Consider the following 19638-nt stretch of genomic DNA (forward strand, 5'->3'; position numbering starts at 1 on the left):
GACTATTTATTCCCCCAAATATTGGTTTGTTCAATCCATTCCAGCGCTTGTTCCGCATCCTGGCACAATAGATTAATATGTCCCATCTTTCGGCCTGGCTTGGCTTCACTTTTTCCATACAAATGCAGCTTGGGTACAACATCCAATCTTTCAGCTTCAACATCCGATTGCGCAAACCGCCGAACCACGTCCTCCAAATGCTCACCTAACACATTGACCATCACGACGGAAGTCAGCAGCTTCGTGCTGCCCAAGGGTAAACCGCAAATCGCACGTATGTGCTGCTCGAATTGCGACGTCGCGCATCCCTCCATCGTGTAATGGCCGGAGTTATGCGGTCGTGGTGCCAACTCATTAACGTACAATTGTCCATCTTCGGTGACAAACATCTCCACAGCGAGCAGTCCCACCGCACCCAGCGACTCTGCCACAGCCAGCGCCAACTTGCGTGCTTCCTCCCGGACAGGTTCTGGCACACGCGCAGGCACAATCGACGTGTGCAAAATATTGTTCACGTGAATGTTTTCGGCAGGTGGAAAGGCTTTGGCTTCACCGTTCGTGCTGCGAGCTACAATCACCGAGATTTCGCAGCGAAAACGGATGAACTGTTCCAATACCAGTTCCGCACCGCCTCCTGCCAGTTGTTCGTAGGCAGCCGTGGCTTCCTCCGGTTGGCGAATGACCACTTGTCCCTTGCCATCATAACCACCGACTGCTGTCTTGAGCACACACGGTACACCCAGTTCAGCTACCGCTTGAACCATATCCGCAAGACTGCTGATTTCACGATACGGAGCGACAGGGACACCAGCAGCTTCAATAGAACGCTTTTCTCTCAGACGATGCTGGGTTGTGTACAAAAGACTGCTGCCTTGCGGAACGCTGGATTCCTGTTCCAAAAGTGCAGCCACACCCGCGTCCACATTTTCAAACTCATACGTGATCACATCGCACCGCTCAGCCAGCTCTCTGGCTGCATGCTCATCATCATAGGCAGCGCGGATTTGTTCTGACACCTGTCCACATGGGCTATCCGGTGTAGGGTCCAGTGTCACAAAGCGATATCCTAGATTGGTTCCCGCCAGTACAAGCATTCTTCCTAATTGCCCGCCTCCCAAAAGTCCAATCGTTGTACCAGGAGGTCGGATACGGCCTGTGGGTTCACATGCCCCATTCATAGCGAGTCACTGCCTTCCAGCACCTCATCACGGATACGGTCGCGTCTCGCCAAAACCCGCTGGCTTATCTTTTCGTCAAAAGCGCCTAATATTTGTGCTGCCAGCAGCCCTGCATTCGTAGCACCTGCCTTACCGATTGCCACAGTGGCAACCGGAATACCACCCGGCATCTGCACAATGGAGAGCAGGGAGTCCAGACCGTTCAGAGCCTTCGACTGAACAGGCACACCAATGACCGGCAAGGATGTCTTCGCAGCCACCATCCCTGGCAGATGCGCAGCCCCACCCGCTCCAGCAATAATGACCTTTAGTCCACGCCCGGCGGCCTCTTCTGCAAAACGAAACATTAAATCCGGTGTACGATGGGCTGAAACTACTTTTTTCTCATATCCGATTTCAAGCTCGTCCAGCACAGCACATGCATGCTGCATGGTGTCCCAGTCTGATGTGCTGCCCATAATGACAGCGACCTGCACTGACATGTCCTTCACTCCCTGTTTATCAATAAGCGCCAAAAATCCGGCACTCGAAAATAACGTTATTTTCAAGACACCGGACTACGAAAAAACAAACGACAGAGCCTCTTAAAGGCATGCCAAAAGCAAGCCTCTTCCACCGCATCCAATGCGGCTTCAGCCGTATGTCTCCCGTAGTCCGGAAATTTAAGGTTTCCAGGTAGAAACTTCCGGGCCATATCCCCGGCATTATACGAGTTAGCATTGTGCCTATTCCATACCCAACGATATTCTTTACAAGTATGATCGTGGTCAGTTTCGGCTCAAACATGTGTACCTTATTAAATTGCACCTTAAGTTCATTTTTTATCGACAATACACTTCCTAGTTTAACAATTCCCTACACCTTATGTCAACTTGAAAACGAACATTAGAATAATCATACAATAGAATGTTCGTGTTTAACAAAATCAACACCCTTATATACCCATAGGTCAGGACTATTGTATTACATTTAGCTATCTCTCACCTATCCTGATAACGGCGGGCGCACCGCATTTCACTGACAAAAATAAAAGTCGGCACTCCCTATACAGGCAGTAAACCGACTTTTACTTTTTTATTCAGTTATTTTACGACCAGCACAGGAATACGCGCATGCTGTACCACATTGTGGCTTACGCTACCCAATACGAATTCACGGATACCACCTAAACCGCGGCTACCGATCACAATCACATCGAAGTCATTCTCATTGGCATAATCCAAAATGACTTCGGCTGGCGAACCTTGAATGAGCTCCACCTTGGCATCTACGCCTTGCTCAGCAAGCCGCTTTTTAACTTCATCCGTAGTTTGTTCGGCCAAATCGTAATATTCTTTATTCACCGAAGCTGGAATTGGAGCCAAACCTTCGCCCATAAAAATCCGTGGAAAATCAAATGCTGTTACCACCTCAAGCTGCGAGGACGGTGATGCCTTGACCAATTCAGTCGCCTTCAACAAAGCCTTGTTGGATGCATCCGAACCGTCATAAGCAAGCAATATTTTTGAAAATAGCATAATACGCACCTCTTCCTCATTCAGTTTGTTGATTCCAAAGCCTGAAATATGTAGTCCTGTTGTTCATGCCATGTCATCACTGGATGGCTGGAGTAGTCTTCTCACTCATCATTAAACTTCCCTATGAGAACCTAAACTCCTCCCCTTTACCGTAAAAAATACCCATACAGCAATGCGTTCATGAATAGCAACGCAGGAATACCTAGTCTGAAGCTCATATGCCGTGTTTTATGGCGTTTGCGGTACATGGCAATTAGCACGCCTAATGCTCCCCCGATCAGGGCCAGGAAAAACAACGTCCGTTCAGGTACACGATCGCGATGTTTACGTGCTCTCTTTTTATCTTCCGACATTACCAGATAGCCTACTGCATTGATAAACAGCAGCCATACCAACAAGCCTGTCTGCAATGTCTCTCCTCCTTTTGCACACCTACCAAGTTCAGGATTAGGCCTTATATAGCGCTCCTCCCTCATTATAACCCCACCCCTTTTACAGAAACAACGCCTCCCCTGACTTGGATAGTGCTTTTGCGGAAATAGTAAGGTGGCATAAGGGCGATCCCCGAGTGCATCTATTTCGTCTTAAAGGAGGAACTGCGATGGAAAGCACCCATGAATACGTTGAAAAGCTGCGAGAAAATGCAAAAAAGGCAGAACGCAACCGTAAACGAGGAAAAGGAACTCCCAGCGCCAGCTTACCGACAAAACAGCATACCAACAATCCTTGATCAAGGAATCTGTGTTAAGCTGTATAGCCACGTTATTAACGTATAGTATCAACTTAACCTTGCAGCTTTTCCTGAGAATTGAGTACAAGGTAAACTCCGTTGTTTAGCTTCCACAATAACAGCAAGCAGACTTCTTATAAGATTTCTGCTTGTTGTTTTTGCAAATATTTTTTTGAAATCGATTACATTTATAATAAACAAGTTCTAAAGTCATATTTTCTAACATAAGTGTTGACTAAAAACAATTTTACACCCTATAATTCGTGATATTAACGTAATTCGACAAAATTTTTGTCAGTTAATCTATCATTAATATTTGAGGTTTAAGATTGGAGAGGAGCTTTATATGACTAACATGAAAAAAATGACGATGATTCCCCTGTTGGCTAGCTTTATTCTCGGTAGTACCTTGTGGAGTAGTGGATTTACCGCCAACGCTGCGGCAGCAGCTACAACCAGCACAACTGCACCTACTTCTGCCACTACAACGTCGGACAAATCCGAAAATCCTCAAACCAATCATTTACCCAATATTAAAATACTTGCCACGGGAGGAACCATTGCAGGATCATCTTCCGTCAATACTGATACGACCGGCTACAAAGCAGGAGCGTTAGGTGTGGAAACTCTGATCAATGCCGTCCCTGAGATGAAAAGTATTGCAAATGTCAGTGGTGAGCAAGTTGTTAATGTAGGTAGCCCCGACGTTAATAATGAAATCCTCTTAAAACTTGCCAAACGTACCAATGAACTGCTTGCCAGAGACGATGTAGACGGCATTGTCATTACACATGGCACAGATACATTAGAAGAAACCGCTTATTTCCTCAATCTTGTTATCAAAAGCGATAAGCCAGTAGTTGTCGTTGGCTCTATGCGTCCAGCTACTGCCATCAGTGCCGATGGTCCCTTCAACCTGTATAATGCAGTGAAAGTCGCCGGGGCTTCGGCCTCTAAAGGTCAGGGTGTACTCGTCCTGCTGAACGACCGTATCGGTGCAGCAAGATATATTACTAAAACAAACACAACAGCAGTCGATACGTTCAAGTCTGTGGAGCAGGGATACCTTGGAGCTGTTGTGGGTGATCAAGTGTACTACTACAACAAATCCACACACAAGCATACGACTTCTTCTGTATTCGACATCTCTAACCTGACTCAACTGCCGCAAGTAGATATTTTATACGAGTATCAAAACAATGGTCGCTATCTGTATGATGCAGCCGTAGCAGCTGGTGCCAAGGGTATTGTCGTAGCTGGTTCCGGTAATGGTTCCTTGTCCAAGACCTCCTCAGAAGGCGCAGAGGCCGCAGGTAAAAAAGGAGTGATTATTGCCCGCTCCAGCCGCGTGGGAAGTGGAGTTGTGTCCCCGTCAACAAAAGACGCGGCATCGAACTTTGTGTCGACCGATTCGCTTAATCCGCAAAAAGCACGGATTTTGCTCATGCTTGCTTTGACCCAAACACACGATGTTAACCAAATTCAATCCTTTTTTAATGAATACTAAAAGCAGTCATCCCAAATCAAATAAATAGATCATCTTTATTATGAAAAAGAAGCAGCGATTACGGTTGACCACCGTAACTGCTGCTTCTTTTTTTTGCGAGACAATTCTAGCATTAGTAACTATTTCATCTGATATCCAATCGTCTTGGTCTTAAACAGTAATTCGTTGTTCCTCCCATGTAGCATCAAGACTGCTGTTTGGGAATCCCATTCAAGCTTGGAGGATATTTCGCTTGCTTCTCTGGATGAGGAGCGATTTCTTCCTCCAGAATACTTGATTTATTTTGCTGATTATTGATTTTAAGCGACTTATGCTTGGGCATAAATACTCACCTCCTCGGATTACCATGCCAAGGAGTGATCGTTTTTATACCGACGTATACCTGCTGATTATGTTGACTACAGCACTTTTGGTCATCCGTTATTTGCCCTGCTTTTGTTCCATCGCTGCTTTTAGCAAATCACCCAAACTGGAGCCAAAAGATTCCTGCTTTTCAAATTGTCTTACTAGCTTTTGCTGTTCCCGTTTGTTTACCCGCTGCTTGTCATTATCCAACGTCTCAGTAATGCCGCAGGGCAGGCATCTTACATATAGCCCTGCCTTGCCCTCTTTCATTTCCATTTTCTTATGACACTGCGGACAACGTCGATTGGACAAACGTTTTTCCCCTGAACGACGGTAACCGCAATCCGCACTTGGACATACAAGGAACTTTCCTTTCTTCCCCTTCTTCTCCAACAGCTTTGTACCACAATCAGGACAATGACTATTCGTCACGTTGTGGGGCTTGTACTCCGCACTGCTATTTTTTACAGTGGAAACCAACTCTTTCGCCATAGCACGAATAGAATTCAAAAACGGTTCCGGTTGTCCTTGACCACGAGCAATCCGTTCCAGCTCCGCTTCCCAACGTGCCGTCAGTTCGGGCGTTCTTAGCTGTGGAGCCGCCAGTTCAATCAGTTGCTTACCTTTCCCTGTGGGATGCATCACGTTCCCCTGACGCTCAATCGTATCCGAGCTGACAAGCTTCTCAATCAGATCGGCACGGGTAGCAGGAGTACCCAGTCCATGCTTTTCCATCTGAGCGAGCAGGGCTGCTTCTGTATACCGCTTCGGCGGCATCGTTCGCCCAGCTCGTACAAGACAACGTTGTAACCGGACTGAATCTCCTTTTTGCAGCTCAGGTAAAATAACGCCTTGTCCATTGTTTTCCCGATCCTCTGCTTCTTCATCATCCATATCATAATGGTTCGCGTCATATACAGCACGCCATCCGCTATCTTTTACCGTTGTGCCTTTTACCTGAAACGTCTCCTGCTCCACCGTTACTGATACGGCTACAGCATCATAACGTGCAGGTGGATAGAATAGACTGATAAAACGTCGTGCAATCAGATCATACAGTTTACGTTCCTCTGGGCTCAACTGATTAAGCAATAATGTCTGCTCAGTAGGAATAATCGCATGATGATCCGTGACTTTACTGTCATCCACAATTCGCTTTGTGATTGGTAGGTTGTTACGCAATAGCGGACGTGCCAAGGAAGCATATGGACCTACTGCTACACTACTGAGCCTTTCCTTAAGTGTGTCCACCATATCGGATGTCAGATAACGGCTGTCCGTACGTGGATAGGTCACCAGCTTATGCTGTTCATACAGACGCTGAAGCAGATTAGACGTCTGTTTAGCCGAAAAGCCATAGCGCTGATTAGCATCTCTTTGCAGCTCCGTTAAATCATACGCTAGCGGGTGAGGCTCGTTCTTTTCGCTCTTTTTAACACTCGCAACTGTGCCTTTGGCCCCCTCAAGCCTGCGGCGCAAAGCCTCTGCTTGAGTGCGGTCAAACATGCGTGAATCCCCGCTCTCTGCCCGCCAAGTTGCCTGAAAATCGCCGAAATCCGCCGTCAAAGTATCATATTCCTGAGAACGGAATTCGGTAATTTCTTTCTCACGCTCCATAATCATCCCCAGCGTTGGCGTCTGCACTCTTCCAGCCGAAAGTTGGGCGTTATAACGACAAGTCAACGCGCGAGTTACATTGAGACCAATCATCCAGTCTGCTTCAGCTCTACAGCGAGCCGATTCATATAAACGATCAAACTGCTGACCAGGCAATAGCTTTGCAAAACCTGCCTTAATCGCCTTGTCCGTCTGCGAGGAGATCCATAAGCGCCGGAAGGGCTTTTTCCAGTTTGCCATTTGGATGATCCAGCGTGCCAACAATTCTCCTTCACGAGCAGCATCTGTTGCCACGATAAGCTCTCCAATGTCCTGCCGCTTCATGAGCTGCTGCACAGCTTTGAACTGATGATTACTTTCGCGCAGCACCTTTAACTTTGAACTCTTCGGAAGAATAGGCAGGTCCTCCAAATTCCAGGTCGCATACTTAGAATCGTAATCCTCCGGCTCTGCTAAGCCGACCAAATGTCCCAGTGCCCACGTCACCACGTACTGGGGTCCTTCTATATAGCTTTTATGCTTCTCGCGGCTACCCATCACACGTGCAATCTCTCTGGCCACGGACGGTTTTTCTGCCAATACCAATACCTTCATGTTACGCTCCTTTCTCTCATAGTGTTAATTATACCATCCTGCCATCTTACGATAAATTCTAATGCCAACGGCTCTTATTAACATGATCGTACATACTATTGCTATTGCTTCTACATCGGTTAGGATAACTTACAAATCAGGCACACTCCATTTTAATAGCAGACCCGCATAGGTGAGGCCTCCCCCAAATCCATATAACAACACATGTTGTCCATACCGTAAACGTCCATCATCCAAACCACACTGCAAAGCCAACGGGATGGATGCCGCCGATGTATTACCATACAACTCTACGCTGGTCAGCGTTTTTTCCAAAGGTACTGTACTTCTTTCACATATGGACTCGATCATTCTCAAATTAGCGCTATGAGGGACAAACCAGTCAAGATCCTCCTTCTTCATATTTGCCTTATCCAATAATCGTTCGATTCCCGTTGGAACAGAGCGAACAGCCCATTTATAAACCTCACGTCCATTTTGAGCAATAAATCCATGGTCTTGCAGCTTCTCTCCATCCAAATGATCAGATAATCCCACACGGTAAAGATGTGCTCCTCCTTGCCCATAAGTACCTATATCAGAAGTTAAAAATGATCCTTCATCCTCGTCATATTCAACAAGGGCAACTCCTGCACCATCTCCAAAAAGTATACACGTCGTCCGATCCGTATAATCTGTAATTTTGGACAACGTTTCGGCTCCCACTACTAGCACCTTACGATGCAGACCACTCGTAATAAGGCCATTTGCCAAATGAAGTCCATAGGAAAAACCTGCACATGCTGCACTAATATCCATTGACCCCGTGTTCGGAATATCAAAATGAGCCTGAATACGTGAAGCCGTGCTTGGAAAGTAGTAATCAGGTGTACTAGTCGCTACAATGATCATCTCAACATCGTTTATATTTACGTCGTATAGGTTAATCATACGTGTAATAGCTTGTATACATAAATCAGATACATATTGATCTTCAGCCGCAATTCGTCTTTCACGCATACCCGTTCTTTGTACAATCCACTCGTCACTAGTGTCCACAAGCTTCTCCAAATCGGTGTTTGTCAAAATGCGTTCAGGCACATAAGTGCCAAAGGCCGTAAGCTTAGCTTTTGAATTCAACAATCTGATCACTCTCCTTTGTAATCCTTATTCACATTATAACACCAGATACTAATACCTGGTACTAAATTATTTTAAAAACGTCTTCTTATTTACTAGTTAATATCCACTTATCCAGTTGAACTTATAACAAACTCACTTTAAATAAAATCCCTCTGCCTTTTAACGCAAAAAAGAGACCATGATCTTCAGAAGATCATGGTCTCTTTTGTTTGTTGCTTGGCGACGTCCTACTCTCCCAGGACCCTGCGGTCCAAGTACCATCGGCGCTGGAGGGCTTAACGGTCGTGTTCGGGATGGGTACGTGTGGAACCCCTCCGCTATCGCCACCAAACATGAATTTACATCGTAAATTCTTCCGTAAGGTTATTCGGTTCATCACTTATCGTGTGAATGAATAGCCATGCGCTTATTGTATGTCACTTGTACATACTTTCAAGGTTACACCCTGAAAACTGGATCCGAAACTCATTGCGTTTTATTCTTAGGATAAGCCCTCGACCGATTAGTATTGGTCAGCTCCATGCATTACTGCACTTCCACCCCCAACCTATCTACCTCGTCGTCTTCAAGGGGTCTTACTAATTGGGAAATCTCATCTTGAGGGGGGCTTCACGCTTAGATGCTTTCAGCGCTTATCCCTTCCGTACATAGCTACCCAGCGGTGCTCCTGGCGGAACAACTGGTACACCAGCGGTACGTCCATCCCGGTCCTCTCGTACTAAGGACAGCTCCTCTCAAATTTCCTACGCCCACGACAGATAGGGACCGAACTGTCTCACGACGTTCTGAACCCAGCTCGCGTACCGCTTTAATGGGCGAACAGCCCAACCCTTGGGACCTACTTCAGCCCCAGGATGCGATGAGCCGACATCGAGGTGCCAAACCTCCCCGTCGATGTGGACTCTTGGGGGAGATAAGCCTGTTATCCCCAGGGTAGCTTTTATCCGTTGAGCGATGGCCCTTCCATGCGGTACCACCGGATCACTAAGCCCGACTTTCGTCCCTGCTCGACTTGTAGGTCTCGCAGTCAAGCTCCCTTCTGCCTTTGCACTCTTCGAATGATTTCCAACCATTCTGAGGGAACCTTGGGGCGCCTCCGTTACTCTTTAGGAGGCGACCGCCCCAGTCAAACTGCCCACCTGACACTGTCCTCGCACCGGATCACGGTACCAAGTTAGAACCTAGATACGATCAGGGTGGTATCCCAAGGATGCCTCCCTTCAAGCTGGCGCTCAAAGTTCTACGGCTCCCACCTATCCTGTACAGATCGTACCCAAATTCAATATCAAGCTGCAGTAAAGCTCCATGGGGTCTTTCCGTCTTGTCGCGGGTAACCTGCATCTTCACAGGTATTAAAATTTCACCGGATCTCTCGTTGAGACAGCGCCCAAGTCGTTACGCCATTCGTGCGGGTCAGAATTTACCTGACAAGGAATTTCGCTACCTTAGGACCGTTATAGTTACGGCCGCCGTTTACTGGGGCTTCGGTTCATAGCTTCGCCCGAAGGCTTACCACTCCCCTTAACCTTCCAGCACCGGGCAGGCGTCAGCCCGTATACTTCGCCTTGCGGCTTCGCACAGACCTGTGTTTTTGCTAAACAGTCGCTTGGGCCTTTTCACTGCGGCCCCCTCGGGCTATTCACCCTACCGAGGCACCCCTTCTCCCGAAGTTACGGGGTCATTTTGCCGAGTTCCTTAACGAGAGTTCTTCCGCGCGCCTTAGAATTCTCTTCTCGCCTACCTGTGTCGGTTTGCGGTACGGGCACCTTCTCCTGGCTAGAGGCTTTTCTTGGCAGTCTGAGATCATGACCTTCGCTACTATAATTTTCGCTCCCCATCACAGCCCAGCCTTAACGATGTGCGGATTTGCCTACACACCAGCCTCACTGCTTAGACGGACATCCATCAGTCCGCGTCACTACCCTACTGCGTCACCCCATCGCTCATAACGGATTACGGTGGTACAGGAATTTCGACCTGTTGTCCTTCGACTACGCCTATCGGCCTCGCCTTAGGTCCCGACTTACCCTGAGCGGACGAACCTTCCTCAGGAACCCTTAGGCTTTCGGCGGATCTGATTCTCACAGATCTTTTCGTTACTCATACCGGCATTCTCACTTGAATGCAGTCCAGCGCTCCTTACGGTACACCTTCAACCCGCATTCAACGCTCCCCTACCCCTGATGCAAGCATCAAGCCATAGCTTCGGTGGTGTGTTTAGCCCCGTTACATTTTCGGCGCAGAGTCACTCGACCAGTGAGCTATTACGCACTCTTTCAATGGTGGCTGCTTCTAAGCCAACATCCTGGTTGTCTGTGCAACTCCACATCCTTTCCCACTTAACACACACTTGGGGACCTTAGCTGATGGTCTGGGCTGTTTCCCTTTCGACAATGGATCTTAGCACTCACTGTCTGACTCCCGGAACTAAATCTATGGCATTCGGAGTTTGACTGAGCTTGGTAACCCTTGCGGGCCCCGCACCCAATCAGTGCTCTACCTCCACGATTCTTTTTTCCGAGGCTAGCCCTAAAGCTATTTCGGGGAGAACCAGCTATCTCCGGGTTCGATTGGAATTTCTCCGCTACCCCCACCTCATCCCCGCATTTTTCAACATGCGTGGGTTCGGGCCTCCAGTGCGTGTTACCGCACCTTCACCCTGGACAGGGGTAGATCACCCGGTTTCGGGTCTACGTCCACGTACTCATTCGCCCTATTCAGACTCGCTTTCGCTGCGGCTTCAGCTCTTCACCTTAACCTTGCACGGGAACGTAACTCGCCGGTTCATTCTACAAAAGGCACGCCATCACCCATAGATCGGGCTCTGACTTCTTGTAAGCACACGGTTTCAGGATCTATTTCACTCCCCTTCCGGGGTGCTTTTCACCTTTCCCTCACGGTACTGCTTCACTATCGGTCGCCAGGGAGTATTTAGCCTTGGCAGATGGTCCTGCCGGATTCATACGGGGTTTCACGTGCCCCGCACTACTCGGGATCCGTCTCGGAGAGAACAAGTTTTGAACTACAGGGCTTTTACCTTCTCTGGCGGGCCTTTCCAGACCTCTTCATCTAACCGGTTCCTTTGTAACTCCATGTGAGACGTCCCACAACCCCAAGGAGCAAGCTCCTTGGTTTGGGCTAATCCGCGTTCGCTCGCCGCTACTGACGGAATCACTATTGTTTTCTCTTCCTCAGGGTACTTAGATGTTTCAGTTCCCCTGGTCTGCCTCTATTCTGCCTATGTATTCAGCAGAAAGTGACTGTCGATGAAGACAGCCGGGTTTCCCCATTCGGACATCCCCGGATCAAAGCTTGCTTACAGCTCCCCGAGGCTTTATCGTTGTTCGCCACGTCCTTCGTCGGCTCCTGGCGCCTAGGCATCCTCCGTGTGCTCTTTGTAGCTTAACCTAGTATTTACATCGTAAATACGATTCGCTTTGAATTTCGGTTCAACACAAATGTGTGAATGAAATTCAAGGCAGCTACCTTTATTTCACTTGTTTACACAAGATCAGCTTAAAGGAATATTCTAAAACGCAATTTCGTTTCGGTATCCAGTTTTCAAGGTGCAATTCGCTTCATTGAAGCGAAACCCGATGAATATTTCGGTTCCACACAGATGTGTGAATGAAACATTCGTCGAAGCTTGAGAGTTTGAGCTCTCAAAACTGAGCAACGAGTGAGTAACAGGCCTAAACCTGAGTTTTGAAGCTTACGCTTCATATTTGAATGTTTCCGTTGCAGGAAACGATTCTCCATAGAAAGGAGGTGATCCAGCCGCACCTTCCGATACGGCTACCTTGTTACGACTTCACCCCAATCATCTACCCCACCTTCGGCGGCTGGCTCCCTTGCGGGTTACCCCACCGACTTCGGGTGTTGTAAACTCTCGTGGTGTGACGGGCGGTGTGTACAAGACCCGGGAACGTATTCACCGCGGCATGCTGATCCGCGATTACTAGCAATTCCGACTTCATGTAGGCGAGTTGCAGCCTACAATCCGAACTGAGACCGGCTTTTCTAGGATTGGCTCCACCTCGCGATTTCGCTTCCCGTTGTACCGGCCATTGTAGTACGTGTGTAGCCCAGGTCATAAGGGGCATGATGATTTGACGTCATCCCCACCTTCCTCCGGTTTGTCACCGGCAGTCTGCTTAGAGTGCCCAGCTTGACCTGCTGGCAACTAAGCATAAGGGTTGCGCTCGTTGCGGGACTTAACCCAACATCTCACGACACGAGCTGACGACAACCATGCACCACCTGTCTCCTCTGTCCCGAAGGAAAGGTCTATCTCTAGACCGGTCAGAGGGATGTCAAGACCTGGTAAGGTTCTTCGCGTTGCTTCGAATTAAACCACATACTCCACTGCTTGTGCGGGTCCCCGTCAATTCCTTTGAGTTTCAGTCTTGCGACCGTACTCCCCAGGCGGAATGCTTAATGTGTTAACTTCGGCACCAAGGGTATCGAAACCCCTAACACCTAGCATTCATCGTTTACGGCGTGGACTACCAGGGTATCTAATCCTGTTTGCTCCCCACGCTTTCGCGCCTCAGCGTCAGTTACAGCCCAGAGAGTCGCCTTCGCCACTGGTGTTCCTCCACATATCTACGCATTTCACCGCTACACGTGGAATTCCACTCTCCTCTTCTGCACTCAAGCTCCCCAGTTTCCAGTGCGACCCGAAGTTGAGCCTCGGGATTAAACACCAGACTTAAAGAGCCGCCTGCGCGCGCTTTACGCCCAATAATTCCGGACAACGCTTGCCCCCTACGTATTACCGCGGCTGCTGGCACGTAGTTAGCCGGGGCTTTCTTCTCAGGTACCGTCACTCTTGTAGCAGTTACTCTACAAGACGTTCTTCCCTGGCAACAGAGCTTTACGATCCGAAAACCTTCATCACTCACGCGGCGTTGCTCCGTCAGGCTTTCGCCCATTGCGGAAGATTCCCTACTGCTGCCTCCCGTAGGAGTCTGGGCCGTGTCTCAGTCCCAGTGTGGCCGATCACCCTCTCAGGTCGGCTACGCATCGTCGCCTTGGTAGGCCTTTACCCCACCAACTAGCTAATGCGCCGCAGGCCCATCCACAAGTGACAGATTGCTCCGTCTTTCCTCCTTCTCCCATGCAGGAAAAGGATGTATCGGGTATTAGCTACCGTTTCCGGTAGTTATCCCTGTCTTGTGGGCAGGTTGCCTACGTGTTACTCACCCGTCCGCCGCTAGGTTGTTTAGAAGCAAGCTTCTAAACAACCCCGCTCGACTTGCATGTATTAGGCACGCCGCCAGCGTTCGTCCTGAGCCAGGATCAAACTCTCCATTAAAGACCAACCGAAGCTGGTTTATAGAAAGAGCGATAAGCTCATTTTGAAACTGACGAGATAAAAATATCTCTTGTTTGATTTTGCGAACAAAATCGTTTTACTCACTCGTTGTTCAGTTTTCAAAGATCAAACATTCCTTTTCGTTGATTTAGCTTGTCGCTTCATCAACTCTTATATCATATCATGTCCGAACCAACTTTGCAAGCATTTTTTTGAAATCTTTTTTTGTAACACTCGCTCGCAACATTGTATTTCTTGGCCGGAATTAGAATATACCATATGCATATCCCTATTGCAAGCATTTATTAGATAAGATTTCACAATGCTTTATTTATTATTCGTTTTCCTTCTATATAATAGCTTCTTTGTATCTATCTGCGTCTAACTACAAAAAAAGAACCTCTTCCCTTAAGCAACAGGAAAGAGGTTCTGTGTTCTATATCTACTGATTATTCGGAGCCCATAAAGGCAAAGCGGATCACTACAATAATAGCAAGCACCCACATGAGCCAGTGAATTTTAACTTTATTGCTGGTAAACAGATTACTGAACACAGCCAGCACAACGTAAGACAGAATACCAGCAGAGATACCATTCGCGATTCCACCTGTGAAAGGCATTAGCACGATGGTCAAAAATGCAGGAAATGCCAACAGGAAGTTATCCCAGTCGATGTTGCGAACCTGACTCATCATTAGGACCCCAACGATAATCAGAGCTGGAGCAGTAGCGGCAGAAGGCACAACCAGAGCCAATGGTGCAATAAACAGGGCCAACAAGAACAGAACACCTGTCGTTACAGCAGTCAGTCCGGTACGTCCGCCTTCTTCTACCCCTGCGGAGCTTTCTACGAATGCTGTAATCGTACTTGTACCCAATACTGCGCCGGTACTTACGCCAACAGCATCCACCAGCATCGCTTTACCGATAATTTTCTCGCCTTTTTTCTTATCTTTCATTATACCCGCGCGTGTAGCTGTACCTACCAAGGTACCGAACGTATCAAACAACTCTACAAATGTGAAAATGAAAATGATATCAAACAGACCAATATGCAAAGCTGCTTTCAAGTCTAACTGACCTACAGCCAAATTACTGAAATCAGGAATCCAGTTGCCTGTTGTCAAGCTACTCAGATTTGTTACTCCCATCGGAATACCGATTAATGTAGTAGCTACGATCCCAATCAGCAATGCACCTTTGACCCGAACGACCATCAGTGCTGCGATAATAAGCAATCCGATTAGCGCCAGCAGTGCATCCTTTTGATGTACCAGACTTCCCAGAATCAAATTAAAAGCATGACCCGGAACCGGCTGACCAACATCTGTCCCTGGAACGATGCTCACCATAACCAGATTACAAAGCTTGAAGCCGACAATCGTAATAAACAAGCCGATACCCACTGTAATGGCTGTCTTTAAATTTTCCGGAACCGCAACAAGCAGCATCTGTCTTACTCGTGTCACGGTTAAAATCAGAAAGACGATACCGGATATAAATACAGCGCCAAGTGCCGCTTGCCAAGTAATCATGCCATTCGAACTCAGGACTACAGTCATAAAATAAGCATTCAAGCCCATACCCGGCGCCATGCCGATCGGCACATTAACGAATAAACCCATCAGTATGGTAACCAAACCTGCACCTACCGCCGTAGCAAAAAAGACAGCTTCACTGGGCATACCTGCTCCAGTCGGACCTAAAAAAGTATTGTTGACCACCAGAATATAAGCCATGGTCATAAAAGTAGTAATCCCCGCAATAATCTCTGTGCGGACGTTCGTGCCATGTTCCTTTAATTTAAAGAAACGCTCCATGAGTCGTAATTCCTCCTACGCAAAGCATACTCGTATTGTTATCGTTCGTTTGAAGTAATATTCGCATTCATATGCGCTATATTATTACATTCGTTATTTTAGGCTCTCACCTACTGCTTGTCAACAGAAAAAGCGAATGTTACAAATTGAACACATATGTATTGTTCGGAAAACAGAAAACCCGCAAGCTATTATTCAGCTGACGGGTTATGATTTAGAGGAATCAGAGATTTTTGTACTTATCAAAGGCATTCGCTGTGTCTGGTATATTTTCCAGATAAACGATCTTACCTTCCGCATCCAGCCGGGCCTTGTCCACTCCAGTAAGTGTATAAACTTCGCCTGTTGCTTTTTTACCACACACTGCCCATTTGGTTTGATAGGTATCAGGTTCACTGGGTACAGGTTTCCAACCTTCATACATATGCTTGATTTCGAGCGATCCCTCAAAGAACATATTCAAGAAGCTTTTCCAACTGCTCATACCTTGTTTTCGATCACCATTCAATACAAACTCAATCTTCTCAGAAAAAAGGCTAATTAATCGTTCTCTACTCTTCTCGTCATCTTTTGCTAAATCATAGTAGTGAAAATATTCTTCTAAAATCTTCATCGTGTGCAATTCCTTTCGTGCTGTATATGTGTATGCGTCCTTATGAGAAGGTTATTGCAATTTTACCGACAGCGTGGTGAGTTTCGCTTAAAGCGTGTGCGTCATACAAACCTTTTTGTGAAAAAGGAAACGTAGCTCCTACTACCGATCTTACTTTCTTTTGCTCCAACAGATCGGCAATTTCCTGTAGTTGCTGTCCGTTGGGCTCCAGCCATATATTTTTGGCCGTTACGTTGTACTCCTTCACCAGCTCTTCGTCAAAATTGCTGACAATGGATATGATCCGTCCGGTATCCCTTTTCATTACCTTAAAGCTGTTCTTCTGAACATCCCCACCCATCGTATCGAACACCACGTCCACATCAGATAAAACTTCCTCAAAACGAGTTGTACGATAGTCAATGATTTGGTCGGCTCCCAATGAAGCAAGCAATTCATGATTACGCTCACTGGCTGTAGTAATGACATAGGCTCCGGCTTGTTTGGCAAACTGGATAGCAAACATGCCTACGCCACCTGCACCTGCGTGGATTAATACTTTCTCCCCTTTGGTCAGTTGACCATGTGTAAAGAGCGCCTGCCAAGCAGTCAACCCCGCCAAAGGTACAGAAGCGGCTTCTTCCCAAGAAGTTGAGGCAGGTTTACGTGCCAGCAAGTGATCATCCACCAAGGTATACTCGGCATAAGTACCGAACCGTGTGGTGTCCGGGCGTGCAAACACTTCATCTCCCACTTTCCAATCGGTGACCTCGCTGCCTACTTCCGAAATAGTGCCGGCTACATCCCAGCCTAAAATAATCGGGAACTCCCAATCCATCATTTGTTTTAAGTAACCTTCACGCAGCTTCCAGTCAATTGGATTGATGGAGGTAGCCGCCACTTTGACTACAACCTGATGAGCCTGTGGTGTAGGAGTAGCCACTTCTCTTTCTTTCAATTCATCCTTGCTTCCATACTGATCTATAACGATGGCTTTCATATTCATTTCCTCCTCGCACATTTACATATTCTTTACATTGCTAGACATACGCTGTAGCACATCTGTCAAAGCCACAATTTCCTCATCTGTAAACTTACATAGCAGCTTTTCCTGAAAGGCTTGTCTTTGCTCTGACAAAACTTGCAGCTCTTGAACCCCTAATTCGGTCAAACATATATAGGTCACACGCTTATCCTGCTCTTTTTTACTACGTAAAATCAGACCTTCCTCTTCCAGCCTTCTCAGATGTCGGGTTACTGCTGCACCATCCAGAACGAGCAGGTGTTGGAGTTCCAGCTGACTTAGTTCCTGACGATGATCAATATGATACAAAATTTCAACCTTGGTAAAGCTGGTTTTTAACTGTGCTTCAAAGGCGTTATTCATTTCTTTACACAAAAGATGCATGCGATAAAACAACTGGCTTTTTTCAGAGCAATGTTCGATGACAAACCCTCCTCCTAATACTTGACCTATCAATTGATATATCAAGTATTATACACCCCCTCTAAAAATAAACAAGCCCTGAGACAAGTCTATATATACAAATCCTACAATCACAAAAAAATGCTCAAGCTAAACGAATAAGCCTGAGCAATCTAGAATTTGTAGTTAGTAGGGTCATTCGATAAAACGATGAAATGGTCCAAATTACAGTGTATTCATAAATCCGATAATACGGGCCGCCATCCGCTCGTGGCCTGCCTGATTCGGGTGCAGGCCGTCAGGAACACCATTTTCCCCTGTAAAGTACATCTGTTTATGTACAGGCAATAGTGGTTGAATTCCGGCGATATTCCACAGATCGCAGCACGGGAAAGAATAAAGTGAGGCCACTTCTCTCACGGCCTGTGCATACGCGCTATAGACTTGACCAGTAATGGCATTAGGCAGATGCTCAGGAACCGTATCACTTGATCCGTGAGGCGGAGTCAAAAAGACGATCAGCTTGTCCGGGTAACGGTTAATTAGTCCTTCGGCAATATGCTTGAGCGCACCATAAAACGTACGCGTTTCTGTCGATGGCGTATCCAAGCTACCGAACGGTATTTCTCCCATCGAAAAATCGTTTCTTCCCCCCATAAAAAAGATCACGTCTGCATGAGGGTTCATTTTCTCATAACGCTCACACATCGGTTCAAAACCGCCGCTGGCTACACTGCTGCCGGATATGCCGTGATTCTCAAAGGTTAGGAATCCCAGTGCGTCGCTCACAAGGTGGGGGTAAGGCTTTTCTCCATCACGCAATTCATATCCAAACGTAATGCTATCGCCCAGAAATACAGCATGGCTGCCTTGGTATTTGCCTTGATTGATTGTCATTCGATATCTCTCCTATCTATTAGATCGTATTGTTGATTTCGATAAATTTATGTTCAATCGCTGTCATTTCGTGATTTGGCCGGGTTATTAAATATGTATCCATGTAGCCGAAGGTTGGGGGAGCGGGCAAATAGGATGTTACTTTAAATTGCCGCGCCAGCTTTTTGGACATGAGGGTGATTCCCATTCCCATCAAGGAAAATTGCACCATCGTATCAAACACACCGACCTCTACCACCTCGCCATGGGTCAATTGCATGTCCTGATACATCTTCTCTAAATACGTGAGATACAGGCAACCATCCGACAATATGATAATAGACGCTCCTTGGAGTACCTGTTTGAGATCCGAGCCTTCATGTATGCCTTTCCCCACCAGCACCAGTTCTTCACGGCATATTTTTTGATAATGAATATACGGGTTGGCGGGATACCCTGTAACAAAAGCAATATCGAGTTCGCCGTCAAGGATCAATCGCTCCATTTCCGTCGTGGTTCCGGTTTTTAATGTAACCGAAGCCTGCGGATACAGCTCATATACCTTCGTGAGCGCCCTCGTTGTTTCGCCCGCCACGATGGACTGCATGGTACCGATGCGCAGCTTTTCCTCCTGAGGTCTCATTTTCATCTCCGTGTCTTGCCATAGCAACAACATTTGCTTGAACTGAGCATACAAGGTTTCTCCTGCGGGTGTCAGCTCCATACCACGGGGCTTTCGGTAAAATAACGCTGTGCCGTAATGGGCCTCCAGCTTCTTTATTTTGGCCGTCATATTCGATTGCAGGTGATTCAACTTTTGTGCTGCTTCTGTCAGGCTTCTCAGCTCTGCCACCGAAACAAATGCCTGCATATTTTCAATATCCATCCCTTCACCTCCCATCAAATAAAATGATACCTGTATCATAAACAAGCATTATTATTTATGAGTTAAGTGTATTATATTGGCCTTGGATGCTATTTTCCACCCTCATTTTAA

Annotated in this window: 15 protein-coding genes, 3 rRNA genes and 1 riboswitch; of the genes, 2 read left to right on the forward strand and 16 right to left on the reverse strand. The window is 47.0% G+C overall.

Features of this window, described 5'->3' with window-relative positions; all coding sequences use genetic code 11:
* Positions 1–2 precede the first annotated feature (2 nt).
* The 4 genes from purK to MHB54_RS08990 form a co-directional block, all read right to left on the reverse strand.
* Positions 3–1178 (reverse strand): 5-(carboxyamino)imidazole ribonucleotide synthase, encoded by a 1176-nt coding sequence (gene purK, locus MHB54_RS08975; RefSeq protein WP_264454175.1) that lies wholly within the window; start codon positions 1176–1178, stop codon positions 3–5.
* The gene (gene purE, locus MHB54_RS08980; RefSeq protein WP_023987047.1) at positions 1175–1660 is read right to left on the reverse strand and encodes a 5-(carboxyamino)imidazole ribonucleotide mutase; all 486 of its coding nucleotides are present in this window, start codon (positions 1658–1660) and stop codon (positions 1175–1177) included. The genes purK and purE overlap by 4 nt, the downstream gene beginning before the upstream one ends.
* 148 nt (positions 1661–1808) lie before the next feature.
* A riboswitch (purine riboswitch) is annotated at positions 1809–1910 on the reverse strand.
* A gap of 350 nt (positions 1911–2260) precedes the next feature.
* Positions 2261–2695: a universal stress protein gene (locus MHB54_RS08985; protein ID WP_023987046.1), complete on the reverse strand. Its 435-nt coding sequence runs from the start codon at positions 2693–2695 to the stop codon at positions 2261–2263.
* Positions 2696–2841: 146 nt separating this feature from the next.
* Complete coding sequence (locus tag MHB54_RS08990; RefSeq protein WP_025719814.1) at positions 2842–3105, reverse strand: DUF1294 domain-containing protein; 264 nt, start codon at positions 3103–3105, stop codon at positions 2842–2844.
* A gap of 191 nt (positions 3106–3296) precedes the next feature.
* On the opposite strand from MHB54_RS08990, the gene MHB54_RS08995 reads away from it, so the two are divergent.
* Positions 3297–3425 carry a DUF4023 family protein gene (locus MHB54_RS08995; RefSeq protein WP_023987044.1) on the forward strand — a complete coding sequence of 43 codons (129 nt, stop codon included), beginning with the start codon at positions 3297–3299 and terminating at the stop codon, positions 3423–3425.
* A 346-nt stretch (positions 3426–3771) separates the two neighbouring features.
* Complete coding sequence (locus MHB54_RS09000; RefSeq protein WP_034094978.1) at positions 3772–4932, forward strand: type II asparaginase; 1161 nt, start codon at positions 3772–3774, stop codon at positions 4930–4932.
* A 184-nt stretch (positions 4933–5116) separates the two neighbouring features.
* Here the strand turns inward: MHB54_RS09000 and MHB54_RS09005 are convergent, their stop codons facing one another.
* The 12 genes from MHB54_RS09005 to MHB54_RS09060 all read right to left on the reverse strand — a co-directional run bounded on the left by MHB54_RS09005 (position 5117) and on the right by MHB54_RS09060 (position 19527).
* Positions 5117–5254 carry a hypothetical protein gene (locus MHB54_RS09005; RefSeq protein ID WP_023987042.1) on the reverse strand — a complete coding sequence of 46 codons (138 nt, stop codon included), beginning with the start codon at positions 5252–5254 and terminating at the stop codon, positions 5117–5119.
* 98 nt (positions 5255–5352) lie between these two features.
* Complete coding sequence (locus tag MHB54_RS09010) at positions 5353–7488, reverse strand: DNA topoisomerase III (protein WP_068938534.1); 2136 nt, start codon at positions 7486–7488, stop codon at positions 5353–5355.
* Between the two features lie 129 nt (positions 7489–7617).
* Positions 7618–8610, reverse strand: a complete 993-nt coding sequence (locus MHB54_RS09015; RefSeq protein ID WP_075153732.1) for a ketoacyl-ACP synthase III — start codon at positions 8608–8610, stop codon at positions 7618–7620.
* A 214-nt stretch (positions 8611–8824) separates the two neighbouring features.
* Positions 8825–8941: ribosomal RNA gene (gene rrf / locus MHB54_RS09020) — 5S ribosomal RNA — on the reverse strand.
* 151 nt (positions 8942–9092) lie between these two features.
* Positions 9093–12018, reverse strand: a 23S ribosomal RNA gene (locus MHB54_RS09025).
* Positions 12019–12371: 353 nt separating this feature from the next.
* Positions 12372–13927 (reverse strand): 16S ribosomal RNA (locus tag MHB54_RS09030).
* The 16S, 23S and 5S rRNA genes sit together here, the layout of an rRNA operon.
* A 449-nt stretch (positions 13928–14376) precedes the next feature.
* Positions 14377–15747: an NCS2 family permease gene (locus tag MHB54_RS09035; RefSeq protein WP_023987039.1), complete on the reverse strand. Its 1371-nt coding sequence runs from the start codon at positions 15745–15747 to the stop codon at positions 14377–14379.
* A gap of 223 nt (positions 15748–15970) precedes the next feature.
* Complete coding sequence (locus tag MHB54_RS09040) at positions 15971–16360, reverse strand: nuclear transport factor 2 family protein (RefSeq protein ID WP_264454176.1); 390 nt, start codon at positions 16358–16360, stop codon at positions 15971–15973.
* A 40-nt stretch (positions 16361–16400) separates the two neighbouring features.
* Positions 16401–17339: an NADP-dependent oxidoreductase gene (locus tag MHB54_RS09045; RefSeq protein ID WP_023987037.1), complete on the reverse strand. Its 939-nt coding sequence runs from the start codon at positions 17337–17339 to the stop codon at positions 16401–16403.
* Positions 17340–17360: 21 nt separating this feature from the next.
* Positions 17361–17831: a MarR family winged helix-turn-helix transcriptional regulator gene (locus tag MHB54_RS09050; RefSeq protein ID WP_023987036.1), complete on the reverse strand. Its 471-nt coding sequence runs from the start codon at positions 17829–17831 to the stop codon at positions 17361–17363.
* A gap of 159 nt (positions 17832–17990) precedes the next feature.
* Positions 17991–18662, reverse strand: coding sequence for an SGNH/GDSL hydrolase family protein (locus tag MHB54_RS09055; RefSeq protein WP_023987035.1), 672 nt, complete (start codon positions 18660–18662; stop codon positions 17991–17993).
* 19 nt (positions 18663–18681) lie between these two features.
* Complete coding sequence (locus MHB54_RS09060; RefSeq protein ID WP_023987034.1) at positions 18682–19527, reverse strand: LysR family transcriptional regulator; 846 nt, start codon at positions 19525–19527, stop codon at positions 18682–18684.
* Positions 19528–19638 lie beyond the last annotated feature (111 nt).

Source organism: Paenibacillus sp. FSL M7-0802, from assembly GCF_038004945.1.
Classification (GTDB): Bacteria; Bacillota; Bacilli; order Paenibacillales; family Paenibacillaceae; genus Paenibacillus; species Paenibacillus polymyxa_B.